This is a genomic window from Halobacterium sp. DL1 (assembly GCA_000230955.3).
Lineage (GTDB): Archaea > Halobacteriota > Halobacteria > Halobacteriales > Halobacteriaceae > Halobacterium.
The window spans coordinates 1,144,136-1,163,011 of record CP007060.1; the positions used below are offsets into that span (position 1 = coordinate 1,144,136).

At 68.1% G+C, this 18,876-nt stretch carries 21 protein-coding genes; 10 read left to right on the top strand and 11 right to left on the bottom strand.

All coding sequences use genetic code 11. From position 1 onward, the window contains the following. Nucleotides 1–122: 122 nt before the first annotated feature. Nucleotides 123–2,105 carry an acetyl-CoA synthetase gene (locus tag HALDL1_07450; GenBank protein ID AHG03449.1) on the top strand — a complete coding sequence of 661 codons (1,983 nt, stop codon included), beginning with the start codon at nt 123–125 and terminating at the stop codon, nt 2,103–2,105. A gap of 30 nt (nt 2,106–2,135) precedes the next feature. Here HALDL1_07450 and HALDL1_07455 read toward each other — a convergent pair whose 3' ends face one another. The 7 genes from HALDL1_07455 to HALDL1_07490 all read right to left on the bottom strand — a co-directional run bounded on the left by HALDL1_07455 (nt 2,136) and on the right by HALDL1_07490 (nt 7,602). Continuing rightward, nucleotides 2,136–2,879 (bottom strand): acetyltransferase, encoded by a 744-nt coding sequence (locus HALDL1_07455; GenBank protein ID AHG03450.1) that lies wholly within the window; start codon nt 2,877–2,879, stop codon nt 2,136–2,138. Between the two features lie 60 nt (nt 2,880–2,939). After that, nucleotides 2,940–3,233 carry a hypothetical protein gene (locus HALDL1_07460; GenBank protein ID AHG03451.1) on the bottom strand — a complete coding sequence of 98 codons (294 nt, stop codon included), beginning with the start codon at nt 3,231–3,233 and terminating at the stop codon, nt 2,940–2,942. A gap of 160 nt (nt 3,234–3,393) precedes the next feature. Next, on the bottom strand, nt 3,394–5,130 hold the full coding sequence (locus HALDL1_07470) for a cytochrome C oxidase (protein AHG03452.1): 1,737 nt from the start codon (nt 5,128–5,130) through the stop codon (nt 3,394–3,396). A gap of 144 nt (nt 5,131–5,274) precedes the next feature. Continuing rightward, nucleotides 5,275–5,517 carry a cox cluster protein gene (locus tag HALDL1_07475; protein ID AHG03453.1) on the bottom strand — a complete coding sequence of 81 codons (243 nt, stop codon included), beginning with the start codon at nt 5,515–5,517 and terminating at the stop codon, nt 5,275–5,277. Between the two features lie 41 nt (nt 5,518–5,558). Continuing rightward, entirely contained in the window at nt 5,559–5,921 is a 363-nt protein-coding gene (locus HALDL1_07480; GenBank protein ID AHG03454.1) for a hypothetical protein, read from the bottom strand. Nucleotides 5,922–5,977: 56 nt separating this feature from the next. Continuing rightward, nucleotides 5,978–6,226, bottom strand: coding sequence for a DNA-binding protein (locus tag HALDL1_07485; GenBank protein ID AHG03455.1), 249 nt, complete (start codon nt 6,224–6,226; stop codon nt 5,978–5,980). Nucleotides 6,227–6,228: 2 nt separating this feature from the next. After that, the gene (locus HALDL1_07490; protein AHG03456.1) at nt 6,229–7,602 is read right to left on the bottom strand and encodes a hypothetical protein; all 1,374 of its coding nucleotides are present in this window, start codon (nt 7,600–7,602) and stop codon (nt 6,229–6,231) included. A 99-nt stretch (nt 7,603–7,701) separates the two neighbouring features. Here HALDL1_07490 and HALDL1_07495 point away from each other — a divergent pair, with 99 nt between their 5' ends. After that, a complete protein-coding gene (locus tag HALDL1_07495; protein AHG03457.1) occupies nt 7,702–8,565 on the top strand; it encodes a cox-type terminal oxidase subunit III in 864 nt (287 codons plus the stop codon). Between the two features lie 48 nt (nt 8,566–8,613). Continuing rightward, the gene (locus HALDL1_07500) at nt 8,614–9,450 is read left to right on the top strand and encodes a biotin acetyl-CoA carboxylase ligase (GenBank protein AHG03458.1); all 837 of its coding nucleotides are present in this window, start codon (nt 8,614–8,616) and stop codon (nt 9,448–9,450) included. On the opposite strand, the gene HALDL1_07505 is transcribed toward HALDL1_07500, so the two are convergent. Then, on the bottom strand, nt 9,447–10,214 hold the full coding sequence (locus HALDL1_07505) for a cytochrome C oxidase subunit II (GenBank protein ID AHG03459.1): 768 nt from the start codon (nt 10,212–10,214) through the stop codon (nt 9,447–9,449). The genes HALDL1_07500 and HALDL1_07505 overlap by 4 nt on opposite strands. Nucleotides 10,215–10,374: 160 nt before the next feature. On the opposite strand from HALDL1_07505, the gene HALDL1_07510 reads away from it, so the two are divergent. The 4 genes from HALDL1_07510 to HALDL1_07525 are packed head-to-tail and all read left to right on the top strand — an operon-like array spanning nt 10,375 to nt 14,048. Further along, complete coding sequence (locus HALDL1_07510; GenBank protein ID AHG03460.1) at nt 10,375–11,697, top strand: protoheme IX farnesyltransferase; 1,323 nt, start codon at nt 10,375–10,377, stop codon at nt 11,695–11,697. A 1-nt stretch (nt 11,698) separates the two neighbouring features. Next, a complete protein-coding gene (locus tag HALDL1_07515) occupies nt 11,699–12,352 on the top strand; it encodes an ABC transporter ATP-binding protein (GenBank protein AHG03461.1) in 654 nt (217 codons plus the stop codon). A 44-nt stretch (nt 12,353–12,396) separates the two neighbouring features. Then, complete coding sequence (locus HALDL1_07520; protein ID AHG03462.1) at nt 12,397–13,308, top strand: ABC transporter ATP-binding protein; 912 nt, start codon at nt 12,397–12,399, stop codon at nt 13,306–13,308. After that, nucleotides 13,305–14,048 (top strand): ABC transporter permease, encoded by a 744-nt coding sequence (locus HALDL1_07525; GenBank protein ID AHG03463.1) that lies wholly within the window; start codon nt 13,305–13,307, stop codon nt 14,046–14,048. Before HALDL1_07520 ends, HALDL1_07525 begins: the two co-directional genes overlap by 4 nt. 128 nt (nt 14,049–14,176) lie before the next feature. Here the strand turns inward: HALDL1_07525 and HALDL1_07530 are convergent, their stop codons facing one another. Then, a complete protein-coding gene (locus HALDL1_07530; protein AHG03464.1) occupies nt 14,177–14,785 on the bottom strand; it encodes a hypothetical protein in 609 nt (202 codons plus the stop codon). 143 nt (nt 14,786–14,928) lie between these two features. On the opposite strand from HALDL1_07530, the gene HALDL1_07535 reads away from it, so the two are divergent. From HALDL1_07535 to HALDL1_07545, 3 genes are all read left to right on the top strand, one after another. Beyond that, a complete protein-coding gene (locus tag HALDL1_07535) occupies nt 14,929–15,345 on the top strand; it encodes a methylmalonyl-CoA mutase (GenBank protein AHG03465.1) in 417 nt (138 codons plus the stop codon). Between the two features lies 1 nt (nt 15,346). Continuing rightward, nucleotides 15,347–16,327: an ABC transporter ATPase gene (locus HALDL1_07540; protein ID AHG03466.1), complete on the top strand. Its 981-nt coding sequence runs from the start codon at nt 15,347–15,349 to the stop codon at nt 16,325–16,327. A 64-nt stretch (nt 16,328–16,391) separates the two neighbouring features. Then, nucleotides 16,392–17,327: an alpha/beta hydrolase gene (locus tag HALDL1_07545; protein ID AHG03467.1), complete on the top strand. Its 936-nt coding sequence runs from the start codon at nt 16,392–16,394 to the stop codon at nt 17,325–17,327. Here HALDL1_07545 and HALDL1_07550 read toward each other — a convergent pair. Then, on the bottom strand, nt 17,304–17,690 hold the full coding sequence (locus HALDL1_07550) for a hypothetical protein (GenBank protein ID AHG03468.1): 387 nt from the start codon (nt 17,688–17,690) through the stop codon (nt 17,304–17,306). The genes HALDL1_07545 and HALDL1_07550 overlap by 24 nt on opposite strands. Next, nucleotides 17,687–18,853 carry a 3-ketoacyl-CoA thiolase gene (locus HALDL1_07555; protein AHG03469.1) on the bottom strand — a complete coding sequence of 389 codons (1,167 nt, stop codon included), beginning with the start codon at nt 18,851–18,853 and terminating at the stop codon, nt 17,687–17,689. Before HALDL1_07555 ends, HALDL1_07550 begins: the two co-directional genes overlap by 4 nt. Between the last annotated feature and the right edge of the window lie 23 nt (nt 18,854–18,876).

The following is an 18,876-nucleotide window of genomic DNA, read 5'->3' on the forward strand; positions in this document are numbered from 1 at the left end:
ACGCACTCGACCCCTGAGAGCGTCCGTTCCGCGAGTTAACGTCTGGAAACTGCGGGAGTGCCCGGGGTCGAGAGTAGTTAGATGGTGAATCCTTATTGGTATGGTTGTTCAAGGGTCACGTGATGAGTGATAACACAGAGCTAGAGGCGCGACTCGCCGAACAGGACTCCTTCGAACCGCCGGAGTCGTTCGTCGAACAGGCCAACGTCTCGAACCCAGACATCTACGAGGAGTTCGAGGAGAACTGGCCCGGGTGCTGGGAGCAGGCCGCCGACCTCCTCGACTGGAACGAGCCCTACGACCAGGTGCTCGACGACTCGGACCCGCCGTTCTACGAGTGGTTCACGGGGGGCGAACTGAACGCCTCGGCGAACTGCATCGACCGCCACCTCGAGGAGCGCGGCGACGAGGCCGCCATCGAGTGGGTCGGCGAACCGGTCGACGAGGAGAACCGGACGTACACTTACCGAGACCTCTACGAGGAGGTCAACGAGTTCGCGGCGGCGCTCCGGGAACTCGGCGTCGGGGAGGACGACGTCGTTACGATGTACATGCCGATGATCCCCGAACTCCCCATCGCGATGCTGGCCTGCGCGCGCATCGGGGCGCCCCACTCCGTCGTCTTCGCCGGGTTCTCCGCGGACGCGCTGGCCACGCGGATGGAGTCGGCGGACTCGGAGTTCCTCGTCACCTGCGACGGCTACTACCGACGCGGCGACCCACTCGACCACCTCGAGAAGGCCAACGAGGGGCTCGACGGCGTCGGCCACGACGCGGAGACGGTGGTCGTCGACCGCCTCGGAGACGACGGCTTCGGCCACGGCCTCGCGGACAGCCAGCACGACTACGACGAACTCGTCGACGGGCAGGCCGGCGCGGAGGTCGACCCCGTCAGCCGCGACGCCGAGGACATGCTGTTCCTCATGTACACCTCCGGGACGACGGGACAACCGAAAGGCGTCAAGCACACGACCGGTGGCTACCTCTCGTGGGTGACGTGGACGAGCCAGGCGGTCCTCGACGTGAAGCCCGATGACACCTACTTCTGTCCCGCGGACATCGGCTGGATCACCGGCCACTCCTACATCGTCTACGGACCGCTCGCGCTCGGCACGACGACGATGATGTACGAGGGAACGCCGGACTACCCCGAACGCGACCGCATGTGGGAGCTCGTCGAGGAGTACGAGGCCAACCAGTTCTACACCGCGCCGACGGCCATCCGCGCGTTCATGAAGTGGGGCGCGGAGTACCCAGACCGCCACGACCTCTCCAGCCTCCGTCTGCTGGGGACGGTCGGCGAACCAATCAATCCGCGCGCGTGGAAGTGGTACTACAAGCACGTCGGCGACGAGGAGTGCCCCATCGTGGACACGTGGTGGCAGACCGAGACGGGCGGGATGATGGTCACCGGCCTCCCCGGCGTCTCGACGATGAAACCGGGGTCGGCGGGGAAGCCTCTGCCCGGGGTCGACGCCCGCGTTGTGGACACGGACGGTGAGGAAGTCCAGGCCGGGAAAGCCGGCTACCTCACCGTCAACAAGCCGTGGCCCGGGATGCTCCGGACGCTGTACAAGAACGACGAGCGGTTCGTCGAGGAGTACTGGGAGACGTACTCCGACACCGACTCCTCGGACGCCGAGGACTGGGTCTACTTCCCGGAGGACGGCGCGAAGATAGACGAGGACGACTACATTACCGTGCTCGGCCGCGTCGACGACGTCATCAACGTCTCCGGTCACCGCCTCGGGACGATGGAGATAGAGTCGGCCATCGTCGGCGTCGAGGGCGTCGCGGAGGCCGCCGTCGTCGGCGGCGACCACGACGTGAAGGGCGAGGCCGTCTACGCGTACGTCATCCTCGAGGACGGCTACGACGGCACCGAGGAGATGCGCGAGGCCATCGTCGCGGGCGTCGAGGACGCCATCGGCCCCATCGCGCGCCCGGAAGCCGTCGTGTTCACGCCGGAACTCCCGAAGACGCGCTCGGGGAAGATCATGCGGCGCCTGCTGGAGGACATCGCGAACGGCGAGGAACTGGGCGACACGTCGACGCTTCGCAACCCGGACGTCGTCGAGGACATCCGCGTCACCGTCCAGGACTGACCGGTCGACCCACTCCCGGTTTGTCGGTGGTTAGAGGTACGAGGAGTCCCAGCGCGTCGCCTTCCGCTGGTTGCCGCAGTCCTCGCACTGCACGCGCCCCATCGCGTCCATCGACGTGTTTATCGAGTGGCAGTTCGCGCAGTAGAAGCCGTACTTGCTCTCCCTGTCCTTCGTCCGGTAGGCCGTGTAGAACGCCGCCTTCGACCCGCGCTCGCGCTCGTCGAACGCCACGAACATCGCCCCCAACGGCGTCTCCACCTGCTCCGTGAGTTCGGCGCTCCCCCCACCCTCCGGGGCCTTCACGTAGAGGTGTTCGGTGTACTCGTTGCCGCGGATGTCGACGGTCCGGGCGCCGGTGCGGACGTAGCCGTGGGCCCGGTAGAAGTCGTTGCCCTCCTCGTTCTCGGCGAGCACGCGGCCCTCTAGGCGTTCGGCCCCGGAGTCGACGAGCGACACCTCCGTCGCTTCGAGGAGCCGCACACCGAACCCCCGGTCCCGGTAATCCGGGTGCACGTGGAGCCAGTCGATGGCCGCGGCGTCGTCGTCGAGTTCGCTCTCAGAGAACGCGACCACATCCTCGTCGTTCCCGAGCACGAGGTATCTGACGCTCTCGTCGGCGAACTGGTCCTGGAGCCGGTCGTCCTGGTACCACTCCTCGGCGGCGGTCCTGACGATGTCTTCCCCCAGTGCGTCGGCGTACGTGGCCTCCAGCGACGCGTCCGCGACGCGACGGATGGAGTCTCTGTCGGCAGTCGTCGCTTCTCGAACGTCCATACGCGCTACAATCGGCGTCCGGCTACAAATAGCTGCCCGGTGTGCTATCTACCCACACGATCACGCCGTCTCCGCCCGATTCGAGACGTAGACGATGGCTGCCAGCCCAACGCCCAGCATGAGGCCGACCGCCAGCACGCCGAACAGCGCGAGATTCGGGCCGTTCAACTGGAACGTGACTGGGCCGAGGGCGCCGTACTGCGGCTGGGGACCCTCCGCGAGGGGGCCGACAGCCCCGCCGTTCCCGTAAACTATCTCCCCGAGCACGTAGCCGAAGATACCGGCGACGCCGACCGCGGCGACGTACATCCAGACGACGACCCGGCGGCCGGTTGTCTCCTCGCGTTCGCTCACGGTCCCCGGTAAGCACCCGAGTGAGTAGCCTTTTGCGGTGTCACTTCCAACCCCGAACCATGGACGACAAAGAGATACTACTGCTGGTGCTGGCGGCGATAGCGGCCCTGATGTTCCTCACTGGATTCGTGCTCGTCCTCGCGTAGAAAGAACTGCGGCGTCAGTCCGCGGACTGCGGCTCCTCGTCCTCGTCGCCGCCGTCCGGAACCGGGCTCTTGCGCTTGTTGTCGAACCAGGTCCACTCCTTCGTGAACTGGTCAGTGGACTCGAGGTCCCACGGGTCCGAACTGTCCACTTTCGGCCCCTCCATCCAGGAGACGACCATGTTCCACAGCCAGAACAGCGTGCTGATGGCGATGAGGAACGCCCCGACCGTCGCGATCTGGTGGGCGGTGGTGAACTGCGCGATGAACGTCGCGTAGCGGCGAGGCATGCCGCCGTAGCCGAGCCACAGCATCGCCAGGAACGTCAGGTTCGACCCGATGAGGGCGAACCAGAAGTGTGCGTGCGCCAGGCTCTTCTGGTACATCCGGCCCGTGAACATCGGGAACCAGTAGTACGTCCCGGCGAACAGCGCGAAGCCGATGGCGCCGTAGACGATGAAGTGGAAGTGGCCCACGACGTAGTACGTGTCGTGGAGGATGAGGTCGACGGGCACCGCGGCGAGGAAGACGCCGGTGACGCCGCCGATTATGAAGTTCTGGATGAACCCGATACAGAACAGCATCGGCGCGGTCAGGCGGAGGTTGCCGTTCCACATCGTCGTGATCCAGTTGAACACCTTCACTGCCGACGGTATCGCGATGGCGAGTGACACCGCCATGAACGAGGCGCGGAGGCGCGGGTCGATGCCAGTTGCGAACATGTGGTGGGCCCACACGCCGAAGCTCAGCACCCCGATGGCGAGCGTGGAGTAGACGACGAACTTGAAGCCGAACAGCTTCCGGCCCGAGAACTTCGGGAGGATGAGGCTCACCAGCCCCATCGGCGGGAGGACGAGGATGTACACCTCGGGGTGACCGAAGAACCAGAAGAGGTGCTGCCAGAGGATGGGGTCACCGCCGGTGACCGTGAAGAACGTGGTGCCGAAGTTCCGGTCGAGCAGCAGCATGATGAGCGCGCTCCCGAGCAGCGGGAACGCGAACAGGATGAGGCCAGACTGCGTGAGCATCGTCCACGAGAAGATGTCCAGGCTGGGCCACCCGACGTCGTCACCGCGTTCGGTGAAGATGGTGGCGATGAAGTTGATGGCACCCATCGTCGCGGAGACACCCGTGAGGTGGAGGCCGAGCAGCATCAGGTCGATGGCTGGGCTCGGCATCTGGACGGACAGCGGCGTGTACATCGTCCAGGACGTCGACGCGGGGTCGATTCCCAGCGGGATGAGGAAGAAGCCGGCCCAAATGAGGATTGCGCCCGGCGGGAGCAGCCAGAACGCGATGGCGTTGATGCGCGGGAACGCCATGTCGTCGGCGCCGATGAGAAGCGGGATGAAGTAGTTCGCGAAGGCGGCGATCATCGGTGTCCCGAACAGGAACAGCATCGTGATGCCGTGGCTGGTCATGAAGCTGTTGTACAGCTGGGCGCTGACAATGTTGAGTCCCGGTGCGGCGAGTTCCGTCCGCATGATGAGGGCGGCGATGCCACCCCACGCGAACGCCAGCACGCCGAACGTCCCGTAGAGGATGCCGATGTCCTTGTGGTCGACCGTGGTGAACCACCGGATGATACCGCCCGGTTTCTCTTCGTGCCCGTGTTCGGCGCGCTCTCCGTACGCACCGCCGACATCGCTGAGGGGCGTGTAGGACCGCCAGTCCTCCAGACGTGCGAGGAAGGCGGCCACGGCGACGAGAAGGACGCCCATCAGCACGGTGAGCACGAGTGATGACGTGGCCATGGAGGACAGTCAGGTCCGGACCGTAAAGAAAGCTTAGGATTGGCCGCGCTGCCGTCAGCGATTCGGACAGGAAACTGACGGGCGAAACGTGTCAGAACTGCTCGACGAAAAGAGGGCGCTCGCTGACGATGCCTGCTCGATGCGTCACTCCTCGGTGCTGTCTTCGCCCTCGCCCTCGATCTTCACCGCCGCGACGTAGGTGAGGACGGCGAGTGCGAGGAACGTGAACACCATCAGGCCGTGGGAGATGACGAAGATGAGTCGGTTCTCGAACCCCCACGGGTTCACGACGAGGTAGCCGACGATGAAGAACGCCAGGATGAACAGGGGGACGATGTTAACCGTCAGGTCGAGGAGTGTGTCCTTGTCGAAGACGCTGGTGTTCATTGTCTGAGGTAGGGAGGGGCGGACAAATATAGCTTGAGGATTCAGAGTCGCTCGGTCTCGTAGAGGAACGCGGCCACCGCGCCGCTGGCGACGACCACGGCGCTGCCGGTGAGGGCGAGGCCTCGGGCGTCCGCGGCGGTGCCGACGTAGAGTGCGACGCCGAACGCGCCGAAAATGGCGGCGATGACGAGCGCGGGCTTCCACAGCGAGTTCGAGAAGCCGGACTCGCGGAGGATGCCGACGACGCTCACCGCGAACAGCAGCAGGCCGCCCACAGCGACCGGGAGCAGGCCGTCGAAGACGATGCCGATCTCGGAGACGACGATGCCGAGCACGAGCGGAATCGGCCACGGACTGGCGCGCGAGTACTGGTCGCTCAAGCCTGGCTCCGTTTGTTCGGCCATACCCGAGGTTGTCGCTGGCGCGTTAGAAAGCCATCGTTTCGTCGCGTGGCGGCGAGTCACAACGTGACGACGGCGTACAGAATCAGGAATCCGAAGTACAGCAACACGAGCACCGCGAGCGCGCGCAGGCGGAACGACCTGAGGTCGGCGTTCTCCGCGAGATACGCTTCGTCGAAGGCCTCCCGTTCGGCGTCGTCGAGGCGGTCGTAATGCTCTAGACCGCGGTGGAGGTCCCGGAGACGCTCGTCCGGGAACGGCTCCCCGCAGTGCGGGCACTCGACGGCGTCTGGTGGTGTGTCGGGCATGGTCAGAGGAACGGCGGTGGGACTTCCGGCTGGCCGACGATCCAGAGGCTCACCATCGTGTACAGGATCATCACGGCGGTGAGGGGGTACTGGCTCCGGATGGCCTGCAGGCGGCCCGGAAACTGGTCGTAGGCAGTGCCGTGGGACACCCAGATGGCGAGCAGGTGACCGACCAGTACCGCGGCGACGCCGACGCCGGACAGCCACGATGGTAACACGAGCGTCCGTGCGACGGGCGGGTTCGCGGGTGCGAGCAGCGCGCCGAGGAGCGCGGGCGACAGCGAGAGGAAGTAGACGAGGTAGTGCGCGAGGTGGTAGCCGGCAGCGATAGCCAGCAGCGACGGGACGAACCGGACGCCGAGCGTCCGCGCGTCGGTGAACGTCGGCGCCGTCTCTCGGGCCGCGTGCGCTGACCACCAGTAGAGCCGGTGGAACCCGAGGAACCCGACGAACAGCGCCGCCGGGTAGAGCACGGGAGCCGGCACACCGAGGGTGACCAGCTCGCGTGCGAACGACGCCCACGCGGGCGTTGCCACGAGCCCGTCGAACGTCGTTCCCCACAGCAACGCGACGACGAACGCCACGTCGCCCGGCGTAGCGGCGACCCGGTCGGTGAGTCGCGCCGCGGGCAGCCGCAGGCGGAGTCCGTTGGTGGTCCGCTGGACTGGGGCGACCGCCCCGTACGTTCTGAACAGTCGCGCCAACGGGTCGACGCGGTCGAACCACTGGTCGTGGCCAACGACGACCACGCCGACCACAGCGACGGCCAGGTAGCCCAGCGCGGCGGCGGCGAGCAGTGGCGGGTCGTCCGCGAGTGGGCTCACGACCTCGACCCAGACGAGTACGAGCAGGAAGCCGGCGCTCGTCCACGCGGCGCGTCCGGGTGAGAGGTCGCGGCCCGACTCCGGGGCGAGCCACGCGACTGGACGAGTGAGGGTGCGGAACGGGTCCACGGCGGGCCATGCGTTCCCGACGAGGTAGGTGGCCATCACGAGCCCCGCCCACCAGCCCACCCAGACGAGCATGATGGCGGCGTTCCGCAGGGCGTCGACGGGACCGAAGAAGCCGGTCACCACGACGCCCGCGAAGCCGACGACGCCGGCGACTCGGGCGACCCACGCGAGCAGTGTGCGGGGAGCGGGGAGTGCCCGCGACCAGCCGTGGACTGCCTCGACGAACGCGCGGTCGGTGACGAAACTCGCGAGCAAGAACGACGCGCCGACGACGGCACCGCCCGTCGAGAGGAACAGCCAGGTCGGAACCGCGAGTTCCTGCTGGGTCGCGTCCCGGAGGTTGCCGCCGTGGGCGAGCGCGACGCCGCAGATGGCGGCGAGGCCGACGACCACTCCGAGCGCGCGAGCCCCGCGACGATACATGGCCGGAGGTTGTCACCCACTCCCCCTGAGGATTGCGGTCCGGCGGCGGGGCGGACGCAGTTGGATGGGTTTTTAATACTCGCCCTGCAAGCCGTTGGTATGAGCGTAGCGGACGATTCGACCGACGACCACGGCCACCACCTGCCGGCCGTGGAGGACTGGCCGAAGGGGTTCGGCGAGGCCAGCTGGTGGCCCTTCGTTACTGCATTCGGCGCCTCGGGGTTCTACATCGGCGCCGCCCTGTACGTCCTCGGGCAGAGTAACGCAGAACTGGTCGGCCAGGCCGTGGGGCCAGCGATCTTCGTGGGGAGCACGTTCGTCTTCCTCGCGGGTCTCTACGGCTGGGTGTACCACGCCTTCGTGAAACACTTCTGGAGCCGCGAGACGGGCGAGAACAAGGCACTCCGCTGGGGGATGATACTGTTCCTCGGAACGGAGGTCGCCACGTTCGGCGCCGGCTTCGTCTACTACTTCTTCATCCGCGTGGGTGGGAAGTGGGCGGGCGCCAACGTCCCCGAGGGGTTCCTCGGCGCGCTCGTCATCGGCAACACGATCATCCTGGTGATATCGAGTTTCACGCTGCACTACGCCCACGTCGCGCTGCGGAACAACGACCGCTCGCGGTTCCTCGGTCTGCTGGTGACGACGCTCGTGCTCGGCCTGGTGTTCATCGCCGGCCAGATCTACGAGTACTACGAGTTCATCGTCCACGAGGGCCTCCGGTTCTCCGGCGGCATCTTCGAGAGCGCGTTCTTCGGACTGACGGGCCTCCACGGCCTCCACGTCTCGCTGGGCGCGGTCCTCATCGGAATCATCACGTGGCGCGCGTTCAAGGGCCAGTACTCCGCCGAGCGCCACACCTCGGTCAGCACCGTCTCGATGTACTGGCACTTCGTCGACGCCGTCTGGATCTTCCTCGTCGTCGTGCTGTACGCCGGCGCCGTGGTCAACGTCAACTTCTGACCGCCCGGCAGCGCGGGCTTTATTCTCGCCGACCGTCAACGACTCTCCATGCCAGTCGACCCCGCGGAGTTACGTGACCGCGTGGCTGCGCCCCTCGTCCACCGCGAGTCCTGCCCGAGTACGAACGACCTCGCGCGAGCGGAGGGACGCGACGGCGCGCCCCACGGAACGGTCGTCGTAGCGGACGAGCAGACCGCTGGACGAGGCCGCACCGGAAACGTCTGGGCGTCGCCGCCGGGCGGTGTCTGGTCGAGCACGCTCGTCCGGCCCGCCTTCGACGCGAGCCACGTCGGTCGACTCACGTTCGCGGGTGGCCTCGCTGCCGCCGAGACGGTCGAGTCCTTCGGCGTCGACGCTCGCCTCAAGTGGCCCAACGACGTGGTCGTCGACGACGGCGGCGAGCGCGCGAAGCTCTGTGGCGTGCTCACTGAGGCCGTCGTCGACGAGGTGCCGGTCGCCGGCAAACCGGTCGACGAGGTGTTCCCGGGCACGGACCCGGCAGACGCGGAGCTCTCGTACGCGGTACTCGGCATCGGCGTCAACGCGAACCTCGACCCATCGGCCCTCGACGTCGACCGTCGCGTGACGACGCTGCGCGAGCAGGTCGGTGACGTCGACGAGACGGCCGTCGCGGCGACGCTCCACGAGCGACTCCTGGAGTGGGTCGCGCGGGTCGAGTCCAGCGCAGGCTTCGAATCAGCCATCGACGCGTGGCGCGAGCGCGCCGCGACGCTCGGCGAACGGGTGCGCGTCGAGACGCGGGCGGGCGAGACGGTCACTGGAGAAGCGGTCGCGGTCACGGAGCGCGGTGCGCTCGTCGTCGAGAGCGACGGCTCGCGGGTGGAAGTGACGGAAGGAGAGTGTGCGCGGTTGCGGCGGTCCTAAGGCTGGACGGTCGTGTTTTCGGGGTCCTGGACCCAGTCCTCGTAGGTGTCCTGGTCGACGACGACGATCTCACCGAGCATCTCTGAGTGGCCCTGTCCACAGAACTCAGCGCAGTAGAGGGTGTAGGTGCCCTCCTCGGTAACGGTAGTGATGAGGTAGTTCGTCTGACCGGGGACGGCGTCCTGTTTCAGCCCGATTTCGGGGGCGTGGAAGGCGTGAATCACGTCCTCGGACGTCGTGCGTATCACCAGTTTCGTGTCGACCGGGACGACCATGGGTTGGTTCCCGACGTCCACCCCCTCGGTGGCGGCACCGGAACTGACCGTGAGGTCCTCCTCGGGGTAGGAGTACTTCCAGTACCACTGCACGCCGATGGTGTCGACGACGACCGTGTCGTCTTGTGCTATCGCGGCCTCCGCGTCGGCCTGCGTGGCGGTGACGGCCGTCTGCCCCATCACGCCGTACGCGGCGACGCCGACGAACAGTAGCACGACGGCCGTGGCGACGGTCCAGGTGATCTCGAGGCGGCGGTTCTCCTTCGTCGGCTTCGCCTCGTCGGAGTTGCGGAACTTCCAGACGGTGTAGATGAGGATGCCTTCGACCAGGAGGGTGATGGGGAGCGCAGCCGCGAGCAACATGTTGTTGAGCTGGCGGATAGCCTCCTCGGTCACCGACTGGTACTGTGAGGCGGCGACCGGGTCGACGAAGGCGACGAGGAAGCCGACGGCGGCGACGAGAACGGGTGCGAGCCGCTTTCCTCTCATGTTGTCCGGTAGTTCGGAGCGGTTCCATAAATAGGTGCTGAATCGCCTCGTCCGCGAGTCGGACAGGCTAAGTGCACCCGGTCGTAACCAACCGACGAGAGGGACGTTCGTGACTCAGGACCCACCAGACAGATTCACCGCGCTGCTCGCCGCGGCCGCGATGGGCGTCTACACGCTGCTCGTCGTCGGCGCCACGACGGCGCTCATTGGCGCGGCCGAGGCCTGCCGCTCGTGGCCGGCCTGCAACGGTCGCTGGTTCGCGCTGGACTCGCTGTCGCTGGTCGTCGTCTGGGGCCACCGCACAGCCGCCGTCGTCACCGGCGCACTCGTCGTCGTCGTCGCCATCCTGGCGTGGCGTCGCGACGAGTCCAAACGCGTTCGGGCGGCCGCGACGGCGGCTGTTCTCGTCTACCCCGTGCAGGTCGCCGTCGGTGCGCTGACCGCGACGAACGGCGCGTCCGCAGCGCTCGCCGGCGCCCACCTCGCGCTTGGGGTCGGCATCTTCGCCGCGCTCGTACTCGCACTCGCGTGGACGCTGGAGGCCCAGACTGGCCATCTGCCGTCTGCGGAGTGGGAGGGCGAACCACGTAGCGGCGACAGTGGGAATTCGGCCGCCTCTGGCCCGCTCGCGACGCCGTACGCCTACTTCCGGCTGATGAAGCCGCGGCTGATGTGGCTGCTCTGTCTCGTCGCGTCAGCGGGGATGGCGCTGGCCGCCGGCCCCGCGCTCGCCACGACGACGATTCTCGGGACGCTCGGCGGCGGCGTGCTCGCCATCGGCGCGTCGGGGACGTTCAACCACGTCCTCGAGCGAGAGAAGGACAAGAAGATGGCGCGCACGGACGACCGACCAATCGCCACCGACAGCATCCCCATCTGGAACGCGGTCGCGTTCGGTCTCGTGCTCGCCGCCGCGTCGCTGGTCGCGTTCTACTCCGTAAACGCGCTCACGGCCGTGCTGGGACTCACCGCCATCGTGTTCTACTCGGTGATCTACACGCTCGTGCTGAAACCGAACACCCGGCAGAGCACGGTCATCGGCGGCGCCGCGGGCGCGCTCCCGGCGCTCATCGGGTGGGCTGCCGTCACGGGGGAGGTCGGTGTCGCTGGCCTCGCGCTCGCCGTCGTCATCTTCCTCTGGACGCCCGCGCACTTCTACAACCTCGCGCTCGCCTACAAGGACGACTACGAGCGCGGCGGCTTCCCGCTGATGCCGGTCGTGAGCGGGGAGGCCACCACGCGCAAACACATCGTCTACTACCTCGGCGCGACGCTCGTCGCAGCCGTCGTGCTGGCCGCGCTGACGGACCTCGGCGCGCTGTTCGCGGGCACGACGGTCGCACTCGGCGCTGTCTTCCTCTACTTCGCCGTGCGACTCCACCGGGAGCGCGACCGCTCGGCGGCGATGCGTTCGTTCCACGCGTCGAACGCCTACCTCGGCTGCCTGCTCGTCGCAGTCGTCCTCGACGCGATGGTGGTCTGAGATGGCGACGGGGACCGTCTCCGCGTCCCGGCTCCGCCCCGACCGCGACACGCTGCTGTACGGCGCGCTCCTCGTGAACGGCGAACTCGCGCTCGTGCTGTTCTACTTCGCGGTGTCCAGTTCGGTGCCGACCGACCCCGTCTTCCTGGCGTACCCGTTCGTCTGGATCAACGCCGCCGTCTGGGGCGTCTCGAAGGTCTACCTGCCAGACGCGCCGCGGGCCCAGCGTCTCGCCGCGTTCGGCGTCGGCGTCGCTTACTTCCTGTTGCTCGCTGGCGTCGGCGGTCTGTTCGTGCTCCACGGTGAGGGGCTCGGTACGCGAATCGCGTGGCTGTCTCCCGGTTGGGGGCCGACCCTCGTCTACAGCGGGACGGCGCTGACGATGAGTCTCTTCCCGTTCAAAGTGATTGGCTACGCGGCGCTCGCCTATCTCGTGGCGGCGACTGTGCTCGACGCCGCTCGGACGGGCGTCGCGGGCCTGCTCGGCCTGTTCTCGTGTGTCAGTTGCACGTGGCCGGTCGCGGCGACGCTGTTGACCGGGGCGTTCGGGGGTGCTTCTGCCGTCGCCACGCTCGCGCAGAACGAGCCCTACGCGCTCTCAACGGTCGTCTTCGTCTCCTCCGTGCTGTTGCTTGTGTGGCGGCCGACGCGGTAGGCGCGTTCCACAGCGCTTTATTCCACTCGTCCCAATCCGAGCGCATGGACCCGGTACTCGTCGCCGAGAACGTCGTGAAGCGATACGGCGACGCCGCGGCGCTCGCGGGCGTCTCCCTCTCCGTCGACGAGGGCGAGGTGTTCGCGCTCGTCGGCCCGAACGGCGCGGGGAAGACGACGCTCGTGCGCTGCCTGACGGGAACGACGACGCCAGACGACGGCGAGGTGCGCCTGCTCGGCACCGACCCGACCGTGGCTCGCAAGCAGCGCGTCGGTCTGCTCCCGCAGGAGTTCTCGCCGCCGGACCGGCTCACCGCGGGCGAACTCGTCGGCTACTACGCGGGCCTCTACGACGACCCCCGCGACCCCGAGACGGTGCTCCGGGAGGTCGGACTGGACCCCGAAGACGACACGTGGTACGGCGACCTCTCCGGCGGACAGAAACGCCGCGCGTGCGTCGCCGCGGCGCTCGTCAACGGCCCGGACGTGCTGTTCCTCGACGAACCGACGACGGCCGTCGACCCGGCGGGCCGGCGCGCGCTCTGGTCGGTGTTCGAGGACCTCGCCGCGGGCGGCACCACCATCCTGCTCACCACTCACGACATGGCGGAGGCCGAGCGCCTCGCGGACCGCGTCGCGCTGCTCGCCGACGGGGACGTCGCGGCCACGGGCACACCGAGCGAACTCGTCGCCGCCCACGGCGGACCGACGCGACTCGTCGTCGAGACGGACGCCGACGACCTGCCCGGATTCGAGCCCGAGCGAACCGCGGAGGGCCTAGTCTTTCCCGATGTCGCGCCCGAGGACATCGGCGACATCGTGGCCGCCCTCGACGACGCGGGCGTCGACTTCGAAGCGCTGTCGTGGCGGGAACCGACGCTCGAAGACGCCTACCTCGAACTCGCCGGTGACGTCGAGCACGCAGGTCTCGACAGCGCCCTGGAGGTGCGTCGATGAGCCGCGCGCGTCGCATCGCCGCGGAGGCGACGGGGACCTACCGGACGTTCATCCGGCGTCGCACCGCGGTGTTCTTCACGTTCTTCTTCCCGGTGTTGCTCATCGTCATCTTCGCGGGCCTCGTCCGCACGCAGTCCGGGAGTGGTGGCCTCTTCTCCGAGCCGACCGGCTACTACGTCCCCGCGTATCTGGCGACGGTGGTGCTGTTCACGCCGCTCTCCCGGGTCGGCAGCACCGTCGCGCGCCACCGCGAGGGCAACCGCTTCGAGAAGCTCGCGACGACACCGCTCACGCGGGCGGAGTGGCTCGCCGCGCACACGCTCGTCAACGTCGCGCTCATCGCCGCCGCGTCGGCGGTGCTGCTCGTCGCGCTGAAACTCACGGGCGCCGAGTTCGCGCTGTCGCCGTGGCTCGCGTTCTTCGTCCCCGTGGCCTCCGTCGTGTTCTGTGGCATCGGCGCGGTACTCGGCAGCGTCGCGGACGGCCAGGACGGCGCCATCGCGATGAGCAATGGCGTCGCGCTCCCCCTCCTCTTCCTCTCCGAGACGTTCGTCCAGCCGGAGCTGTTCCCGGCGTGGTTCCTGCCGGTCGTCGACCTCTCACCGCTCGCGTACTTCGCCCGCGGGGTCCGCGCCGCGACGTACTCGGGGGGCGACGTGGTGACGAACGCCACCGTACTCGCGGTGCTAGCCGTCGTCGCATTCGCGTTCGGTGCCATACTGATTCCGTGGACCGAGTAGCGGGTCGGAGTCGCGCTGGCGCTTCCCGCAGGCCTTGCAACGCCACGTCTGCTCCCCGTCCGCTGCGTCCGCGCTACCCATCGCTGCGGAGTTGCGTCCACGGGGAGTATGAATCTACCTGCCGAGGGCTACCGCGGCACCCACGCGTAGACGTGGTTGAGCAGCCAGTAGGTGACGACGCCGAGGAACAGCGACAGCGACCACGAGGCGACGGCGACACGGCCGTACTTCGCGTGACTCGTCTCCCGGAGTTCCTCGGGGGTGCGCGTGAGCCCCAGGACGACGGCGTACAGCACGACGGGGACGGCGAGCACGGACAGCAGGATGTGGATAGCGAGCATCGCGAAGTAGACGAGTTCGACGGTACCCGCGTACGCGTAGAGGAACTGCCCCTCGCGGATGACGATTGACTTCTCGAAGCCGCCGCCGACCTTCCAGAGGTAGAGCACGAGGAACGCGCAGATGAGGCTGAACGCGGTGAGCATCGCGACGCGGTGTCTCCGGACGTCGCCGCGGCGGATGAACCGCCAGCCGACGAGCAGGCTGGTGAGCGCGAGCGTGTTGACGACGGCGATGAGGTCCGAGAACAGGACCACCGTCTCCCTGGACAGCTCCGGGAACAGGGGTATCAGTCCCTCGAAGGCACCGATGACGAGCGCGTAGCCGACGACGGAGAGCACGGCGGTGACCCGCCGGGGGTGAGCCCTCGCGTACCCGGGGGCGGTGGCGGATGCCATTACCGGGGGGTTGTGGCCGACCCACCAACCCGCTTTCGCTTCGGCCCGTTCCCCGCACCGTTGCAACCTGAGTTGCCGTAATCCAACCGAAGGCGTAATAGTAGTCCGTTAGAGTGAAACGGTCATGCGGCGAATCCTCGAACATGAGTCAGGACGCTCAACGGAACATCCGGTGTCTGGTGGCCAAGGTGGGACTCGACGGCCACGACCGGGGGGCGCACGTCATCACGCGCGCGTTCCGCGACGCCGGCTTCGAGGTCATCTACTCGGGGCTCCACAAGGCCCCGGCGGAGATCGTACAGGCTGCCGTCCAGGAGGACGTCGACGTGCTGGGCATCTCCATTCTCTCTGGCGCCCACAACACGCTCGTCCCGAAGATCGTCGAGGGCCTCCAGGAGTACGACGCCTTCGAGGACACGCTCATCATCGTCGGCGGCATCATCCCGGACGAGGACCGACCGGGGCTGACGGAGGCGGGCGTCGACGCCATCTTCGGCCCGGGCACGCCGATGGAGGAGACCGTCCAGTTCATCCGGGAGAACGTCAAGCCGCGTGACTGAGATGGCGACCACCGACGAGCCAGCGATCGTCGAGGAGCTACTCGGGGGGAAACACCGCGCGCTCGCCCGGACCATCACGAAGATAGAGAACCGCTCGCCGGGCTACCGCGAGGTCGTCTCCGCGCTCTACCCCCACACCGGCGGCGCCGACGTCGTCGGCATCACCGGCAGCCCCGGCTCCGGGAAGTCGACGCTCGTGGACAAGATGGCGAAGACGTACCGTGACCGCGGGCTGAGCGTCGGCGTCATCGCCGTCGACCCCTCCTCGCCGTTCACGGGCGGCGCGGTCCTCGGCGACCGCATCCGGATGGCCTCGACGGCGACGGACATGGACGTGTTCTTCCGGTCGATGTCCGCGCGCGGCAGCCTCGGTGGCCTCTCGACGGCCACCGCGGACGCCGTGAAGGCCCTCGACGCGTTCGGCAAGGACAAGGTCATCATCGAGACGGTCGGCGCCGGCCAGAACGAGGTCGACGTGGTGAAGACCGCCGACACCGTCGCCGTGCTCGTCCCGCCGTCCTCGGGCGACGACGTCCAGATGCTGAAGGCGGGCATCCTCGAGATCGGCGACGTCTTCGTCGTCAACAAGGCCGACCTCCAGGGCGCAAACAAGACGGTCACGGAGCTGAAGAACATGCTCGACCTCCGGCAGAGCGAGTCAGACGACTGGGAGCCCGAGGTCGTCGAGACCGTCGCCAAGAGCGGCGAGGGCGTCGACGAGTTCCTCTCGGTTCTCGAGAACCACGCCTCGTGGCTCGACGACTCCGGGCGACGCGACAAGAAGCGCCGCACCCGCCACGCCGAGGAACTCCGGAACCTGCTCCGCGAGGACGCCAGCCAACTGCTGGAGGCGGAACTCGAGGCCCGCGGCGGCATCGAGGAACTCGTCGAACGCATCGACGAGGGCGACACCACGCCGTACGAACTCGCCGACGACATCGTCGACCCGCTGGCGGACTGCCTCGACCAGCAGCGGGACTGAGTCCGGACGCGTTTCTTCGCGCGTAGGCCCAACGGATAAGCGACTGGCAGCCCACTGTTCGACCATGCGACTCCGCAGACTCCTCGCCGGCGCCGTCGGTGGCCTCGCACTCACGGAAGCCGCCAACCGCGCGCTCAGCGCTCGGTCGGGGCCGCTGGAGCCGGCCCTCGTCGGCAACCAGCGGACGTACCGCTGGCGCGGCTTCGACGTGGAATACACCGAGGCCGGCGACCCGTCCGACCCCGACGTTGTCTGTCTCCACGGCGTTCACGCCGCCGCCTCCGCGAAGGAGTACGACGGCATCTTCGGTCCGCTCGTCGAGGACTACCACGTCGTCGCGCCCGACCTGCCCGGGTTCGGGCGGAGCGACCGGCCGCCGGTCGCCTACACCAGTTCGCTGTACGAGGCGTTCGTCGCCGACTTCCTCGCGGACGTGGCCGACGACCCGGTCGTCCTCGGGAGTTCACTGACTGGCGCGTGGGCGGCGATGGCGGCGGACGAGGTGGACGCGAAAGGACTGCTGCTGGTCTGCCCGACGGCCGACACCGGGCCGCGGCGGCCCTGGGTCCGGAGCCTCGTCCGCTCGCCGGTGGTCGGTCAGGGACTGTTCAACGCGCTCACGAGCAAACCCTCGCTGCGCTTCTTCGACCAGCGGGAGGCGTTCTACCGGCCCGAGCACGTCACCACCGATATCGTCGACTACCAGTGGCAGACCGCCCACCAGGACGGTGGACGGTTCGCTCCGGCGTCGTTCGTCGGCGGCTTCCTCGACCCCGCGGTCGACCTGGGCGAGGCGCTCGCCGCGGTGGACTGCCCGGTCACGTTGTTCTGGGGCCGGGAGGCCACCGTGACGCCGCTCGCCGAGGGCCGAGAACTCGCCGACGAGGCGGACACGCGGCTGGTCGTCCTCGACGACACGAAACTGCTCCCGCACGAGGAAGAACCCGGGACGTTCGTCGACCTAATCCGCGGGGAACTACCGCAGCTCGAAGGTCAGTAGCCGGTCGCCGGTCGTCTCCGACTCGCCGACGTGGGCCGCGACAGTCCGCCCGTTCTCGACCGCGTCGAGGTCCGACTGAATCTGTCCCGTGAGCCGTACGCCGCCGAAGTCGGCGACCGCGACGGCGTACGGCGCGTCGTCGGCGAACGACGGCGCCGCGACGTGGACGACCGTGTAGGAGTCGATTTCCCCAACCTCGGACAGCGCCGTCTCGACGAGTTCGCGGCTCCCGCAGTGCGGGCAGACCCGCCGCGGCGGGAGGCTCCCGTGGCCGTTCTCGCACTCCAGGTAGTAGCCCTCGCTGTCAGCGAGCGCGTCGATGAAGTCGTCGTAGCCCGCGTTGCGGACGCTCGCGTCGGTCATTCTGCCACCTCCAGGACGTGGACCACTGCACTCGCCACGGTGCCACCGGCGTTGTGCGCCACGGCGACGTCCGCGTCTGCCACGTACTCGCTGTTGTGGTGGTCGCCGCGGAGCAGGCTGGTCAACTCCGCTATCTGGCTCGTCCCCGTCGCGCCGACCGGGTGCCCCTTCGCCTTCAGGCCGCCGGAGAGGTTCACCGGAACGTCGCCGTCGCGCGTCGTGGTGCCCTCGCGGGCCGCACCGATTCCCTCGCCCGTCTCGAAGAGGCCCAGCGATTCGACGGCGAGCACCTCGGCGACGGTGAAGCAGTCGTGGACCTCCGCGACGTCGACGTCGGCGGCGGTCACGTCGGCGTCGGCGTACGCCTCTTCGGCGGCCTTCGTTGCCGCCGGTGACGTGGCCATGTCGTCGCGGTCCTGCAGTGCCATCTTGTCCCCGCCCTGTCCGGTGCCGGTGACCGCGACGGGCGCGTCGAGGCCGTGGTCGTCGGCGTAGTCCTCGCTGACGAGGACGACCGCGCTCGCGCCGTCGGTGACGGGACAGGCGTCGTAGAGGTTCAGCGGTTCGGCGACCGGCGGCGACTCCAGCACGTCCTCGACGGTGATCTCCCGCTGGTACTGCGCGTGGTCGTTACCGACGGCGTTCGCGTGGTTCTTCACCGCGATGTGCGCGAGGTCCTCGTGGGTCCCGCCGAACTCCGCGAAGTAGGCGTCCGCCATCATCGCGTACGCGCCGGGGAACGTCACGCCGGCCCGCACTTCGTACAGTTCGTCGGCGGCGATGGCCAGCGCCTCCGTCGACTCCGCCGTCTCGAGGTTGTTCATCCGCTCGGCGCCGCCGACGACGAGGACGTCCTCCTCACCGTTGCGCACGTCCCTGACGGCCTGCCGGAGCGCCACGCCGCTGGACGCACAGGCGCTCTCGTAGCGCGTCGCGGGGGCGTCCACGCCGAGGGCCTCTGCCGCCAGCGGGCCCTGGTGGCCCTGGTGCTCGGCGAGTGCGCCCATGAAGTTCCCGTAGTAGACTCCGTCTACGTCCCCGCGTTCGACGCCGGCGTCGTCGAGTGCCGCGAGTCCGGCCTCCGCGAACAGGTCGCGGCTCGTCCGCTCGGGGTGGCGACCGAAGTGGGTGAGGCCGACCCCGGCGACTCGCACGTTGGTCATACCACTGCTTTGCAGACGAGGTT

What these genes read in the sequence shown, in the direction of transcription:
- HALDL1_07450 (AHG03449.1), top strand. Translation starts at nt 123, where the DNA reads ATGAGTGATAACACAGAGCTAGAGGCGCGACTCGCCGAACAGGACTCC.
- HALDL1_07455 (AHG03450.1), bottom strand. Translation starts at nt 2,879, where the DNA reads ATGGACGTTCGAGAAGCGACGACTGCCGACAGAGACTCCATCCGTCGC.
- HALDL1_07470 (AHG03452.1), bottom strand. Translation starts at nt 5,130, where the DNA reads ATGGCCACGTCATCACTCGTGCTCACCGTGCTGATGGGCGTCCTTCTC.
- HALDL1_07475 (AHG03453.1), bottom strand. Translation starts at nt 5,517, where the DNA reads ATGAACACCAGCGTCTTCGACAAGGACACACTCCTCGACCTGACGGTT.
- HALDL1_07480 (AHG03454.1), bottom strand. Translation starts at nt 5,921, where the DNA reads ATGGCCGAACAAACGGAGCCAGGCTTGAGCGACCAGTACTCGCGCGCC.
- HALDL1_07485 (AHG03455.1), bottom strand. Translation starts at nt 6,226, where the DNA reads ATGCCCGACACACCACCAGACGCCGTCGAGTGCCCGCACTGCGGGGAG.
- HALDL1_07490 (AHG03456.1), bottom strand. Translation starts at nt 7,602, where the DNA reads ATGTATCGTCGCGGGGCTCGCGCGCTCGGAGTGGTCGTCGGCCTCGCC.
- HALDL1_07495 (AHG03457.1), top strand. Translation starts at nt 7,702, where the DNA reads ATGAGCGTAGCGGACGATTCGACCGACGACCACGGCCACCACCTGCCG.
- HALDL1_07500 (AHG03458.1), top strand. Translation starts at nt 8,614, where the DNA reads ATGCCAGTCGACCCCGCGGAGTTACGTGACCGCGTGGCTGCGCCCCTC.
- HALDL1_07505 (AHG03459.1), bottom strand. Translation starts at nt 10,214, where the DNA reads ATGAGAGGAAAGCGGCTCGCACCCGTTCTCGTCGCCGCCGTCGGCTTC.
- HALDL1_07510 (AHG03460.1), top strand. Translation starts at nt 10,375, where the DNA reads ATGGGCGTCTACACGCTGCTCGTCGTCGGCGCCACGACGGCGCTCATT.
- HALDL1_07515 (AHG03461.1), top strand. Translation starts at nt 11,699, where the DNA reads ATGGCGACGGGGACCGTCTCCGCGTCCCGGCTCCGCCCCGACCGCGAC.
- HALDL1_07520 (AHG03462.1), top strand. Translation starts at nt 12,397, where the DNA reads ATGGACCCGGTACTCGTCGCCGAGAACGTCGTGAAGCGATACGGCGAC.
- HALDL1_07525 (AHG03463.1), top strand. Translation starts at nt 13,305, where the DNA reads ATGAGCCGCGCGCGTCGCATCGCCGCGGAGGCGACGGGGACCTACCGG.
- HALDL1_07530 (AHG03464.1), bottom strand. Translation starts at nt 14,785, where the DNA reads ATGGCATCCGCCACCGCCCCCGGGTACGCGAGGGCTCACCCCCGGCGG.
- HALDL1_07535 (AHG03465.1), top strand. Translation starts at nt 14,929, where the DNA reads ATGAGTCAGGACGCTCAACGGAACATCCGGTGTCTGGTGGCCAAGGTG.
- HALDL1_07540 (AHG03466.1), top strand. Translation starts at nt 15,347, where the DNA reads ATGGCGACCACCGACGAGCCAGCGATCGTCGAGGAGCTACTCGGGGGG.
- HALDL1_07545 (AHG03467.1), top strand. Translation starts at nt 16,392, where the DNA reads ATGCGACTCCGCAGACTCCTCGCCGGCGCCGTCGGTGGCCTCGCACTC.
- HALDL1_07550 (AHG03468.1), bottom strand. Translation starts at nt 17,690, where the DNA reads ATGACCGACGCGAGCGTCCGCAACGCGGGCTACGACGACTTCATCGAC.
- HALDL1_07555 (AHG03469.1), bottom strand. Translation starts at nt 18,853, where the DNA reads ATGACCAACGTGCGAGTCGCCGGGGTCGGCCTCACCCACTTCGGTCGC.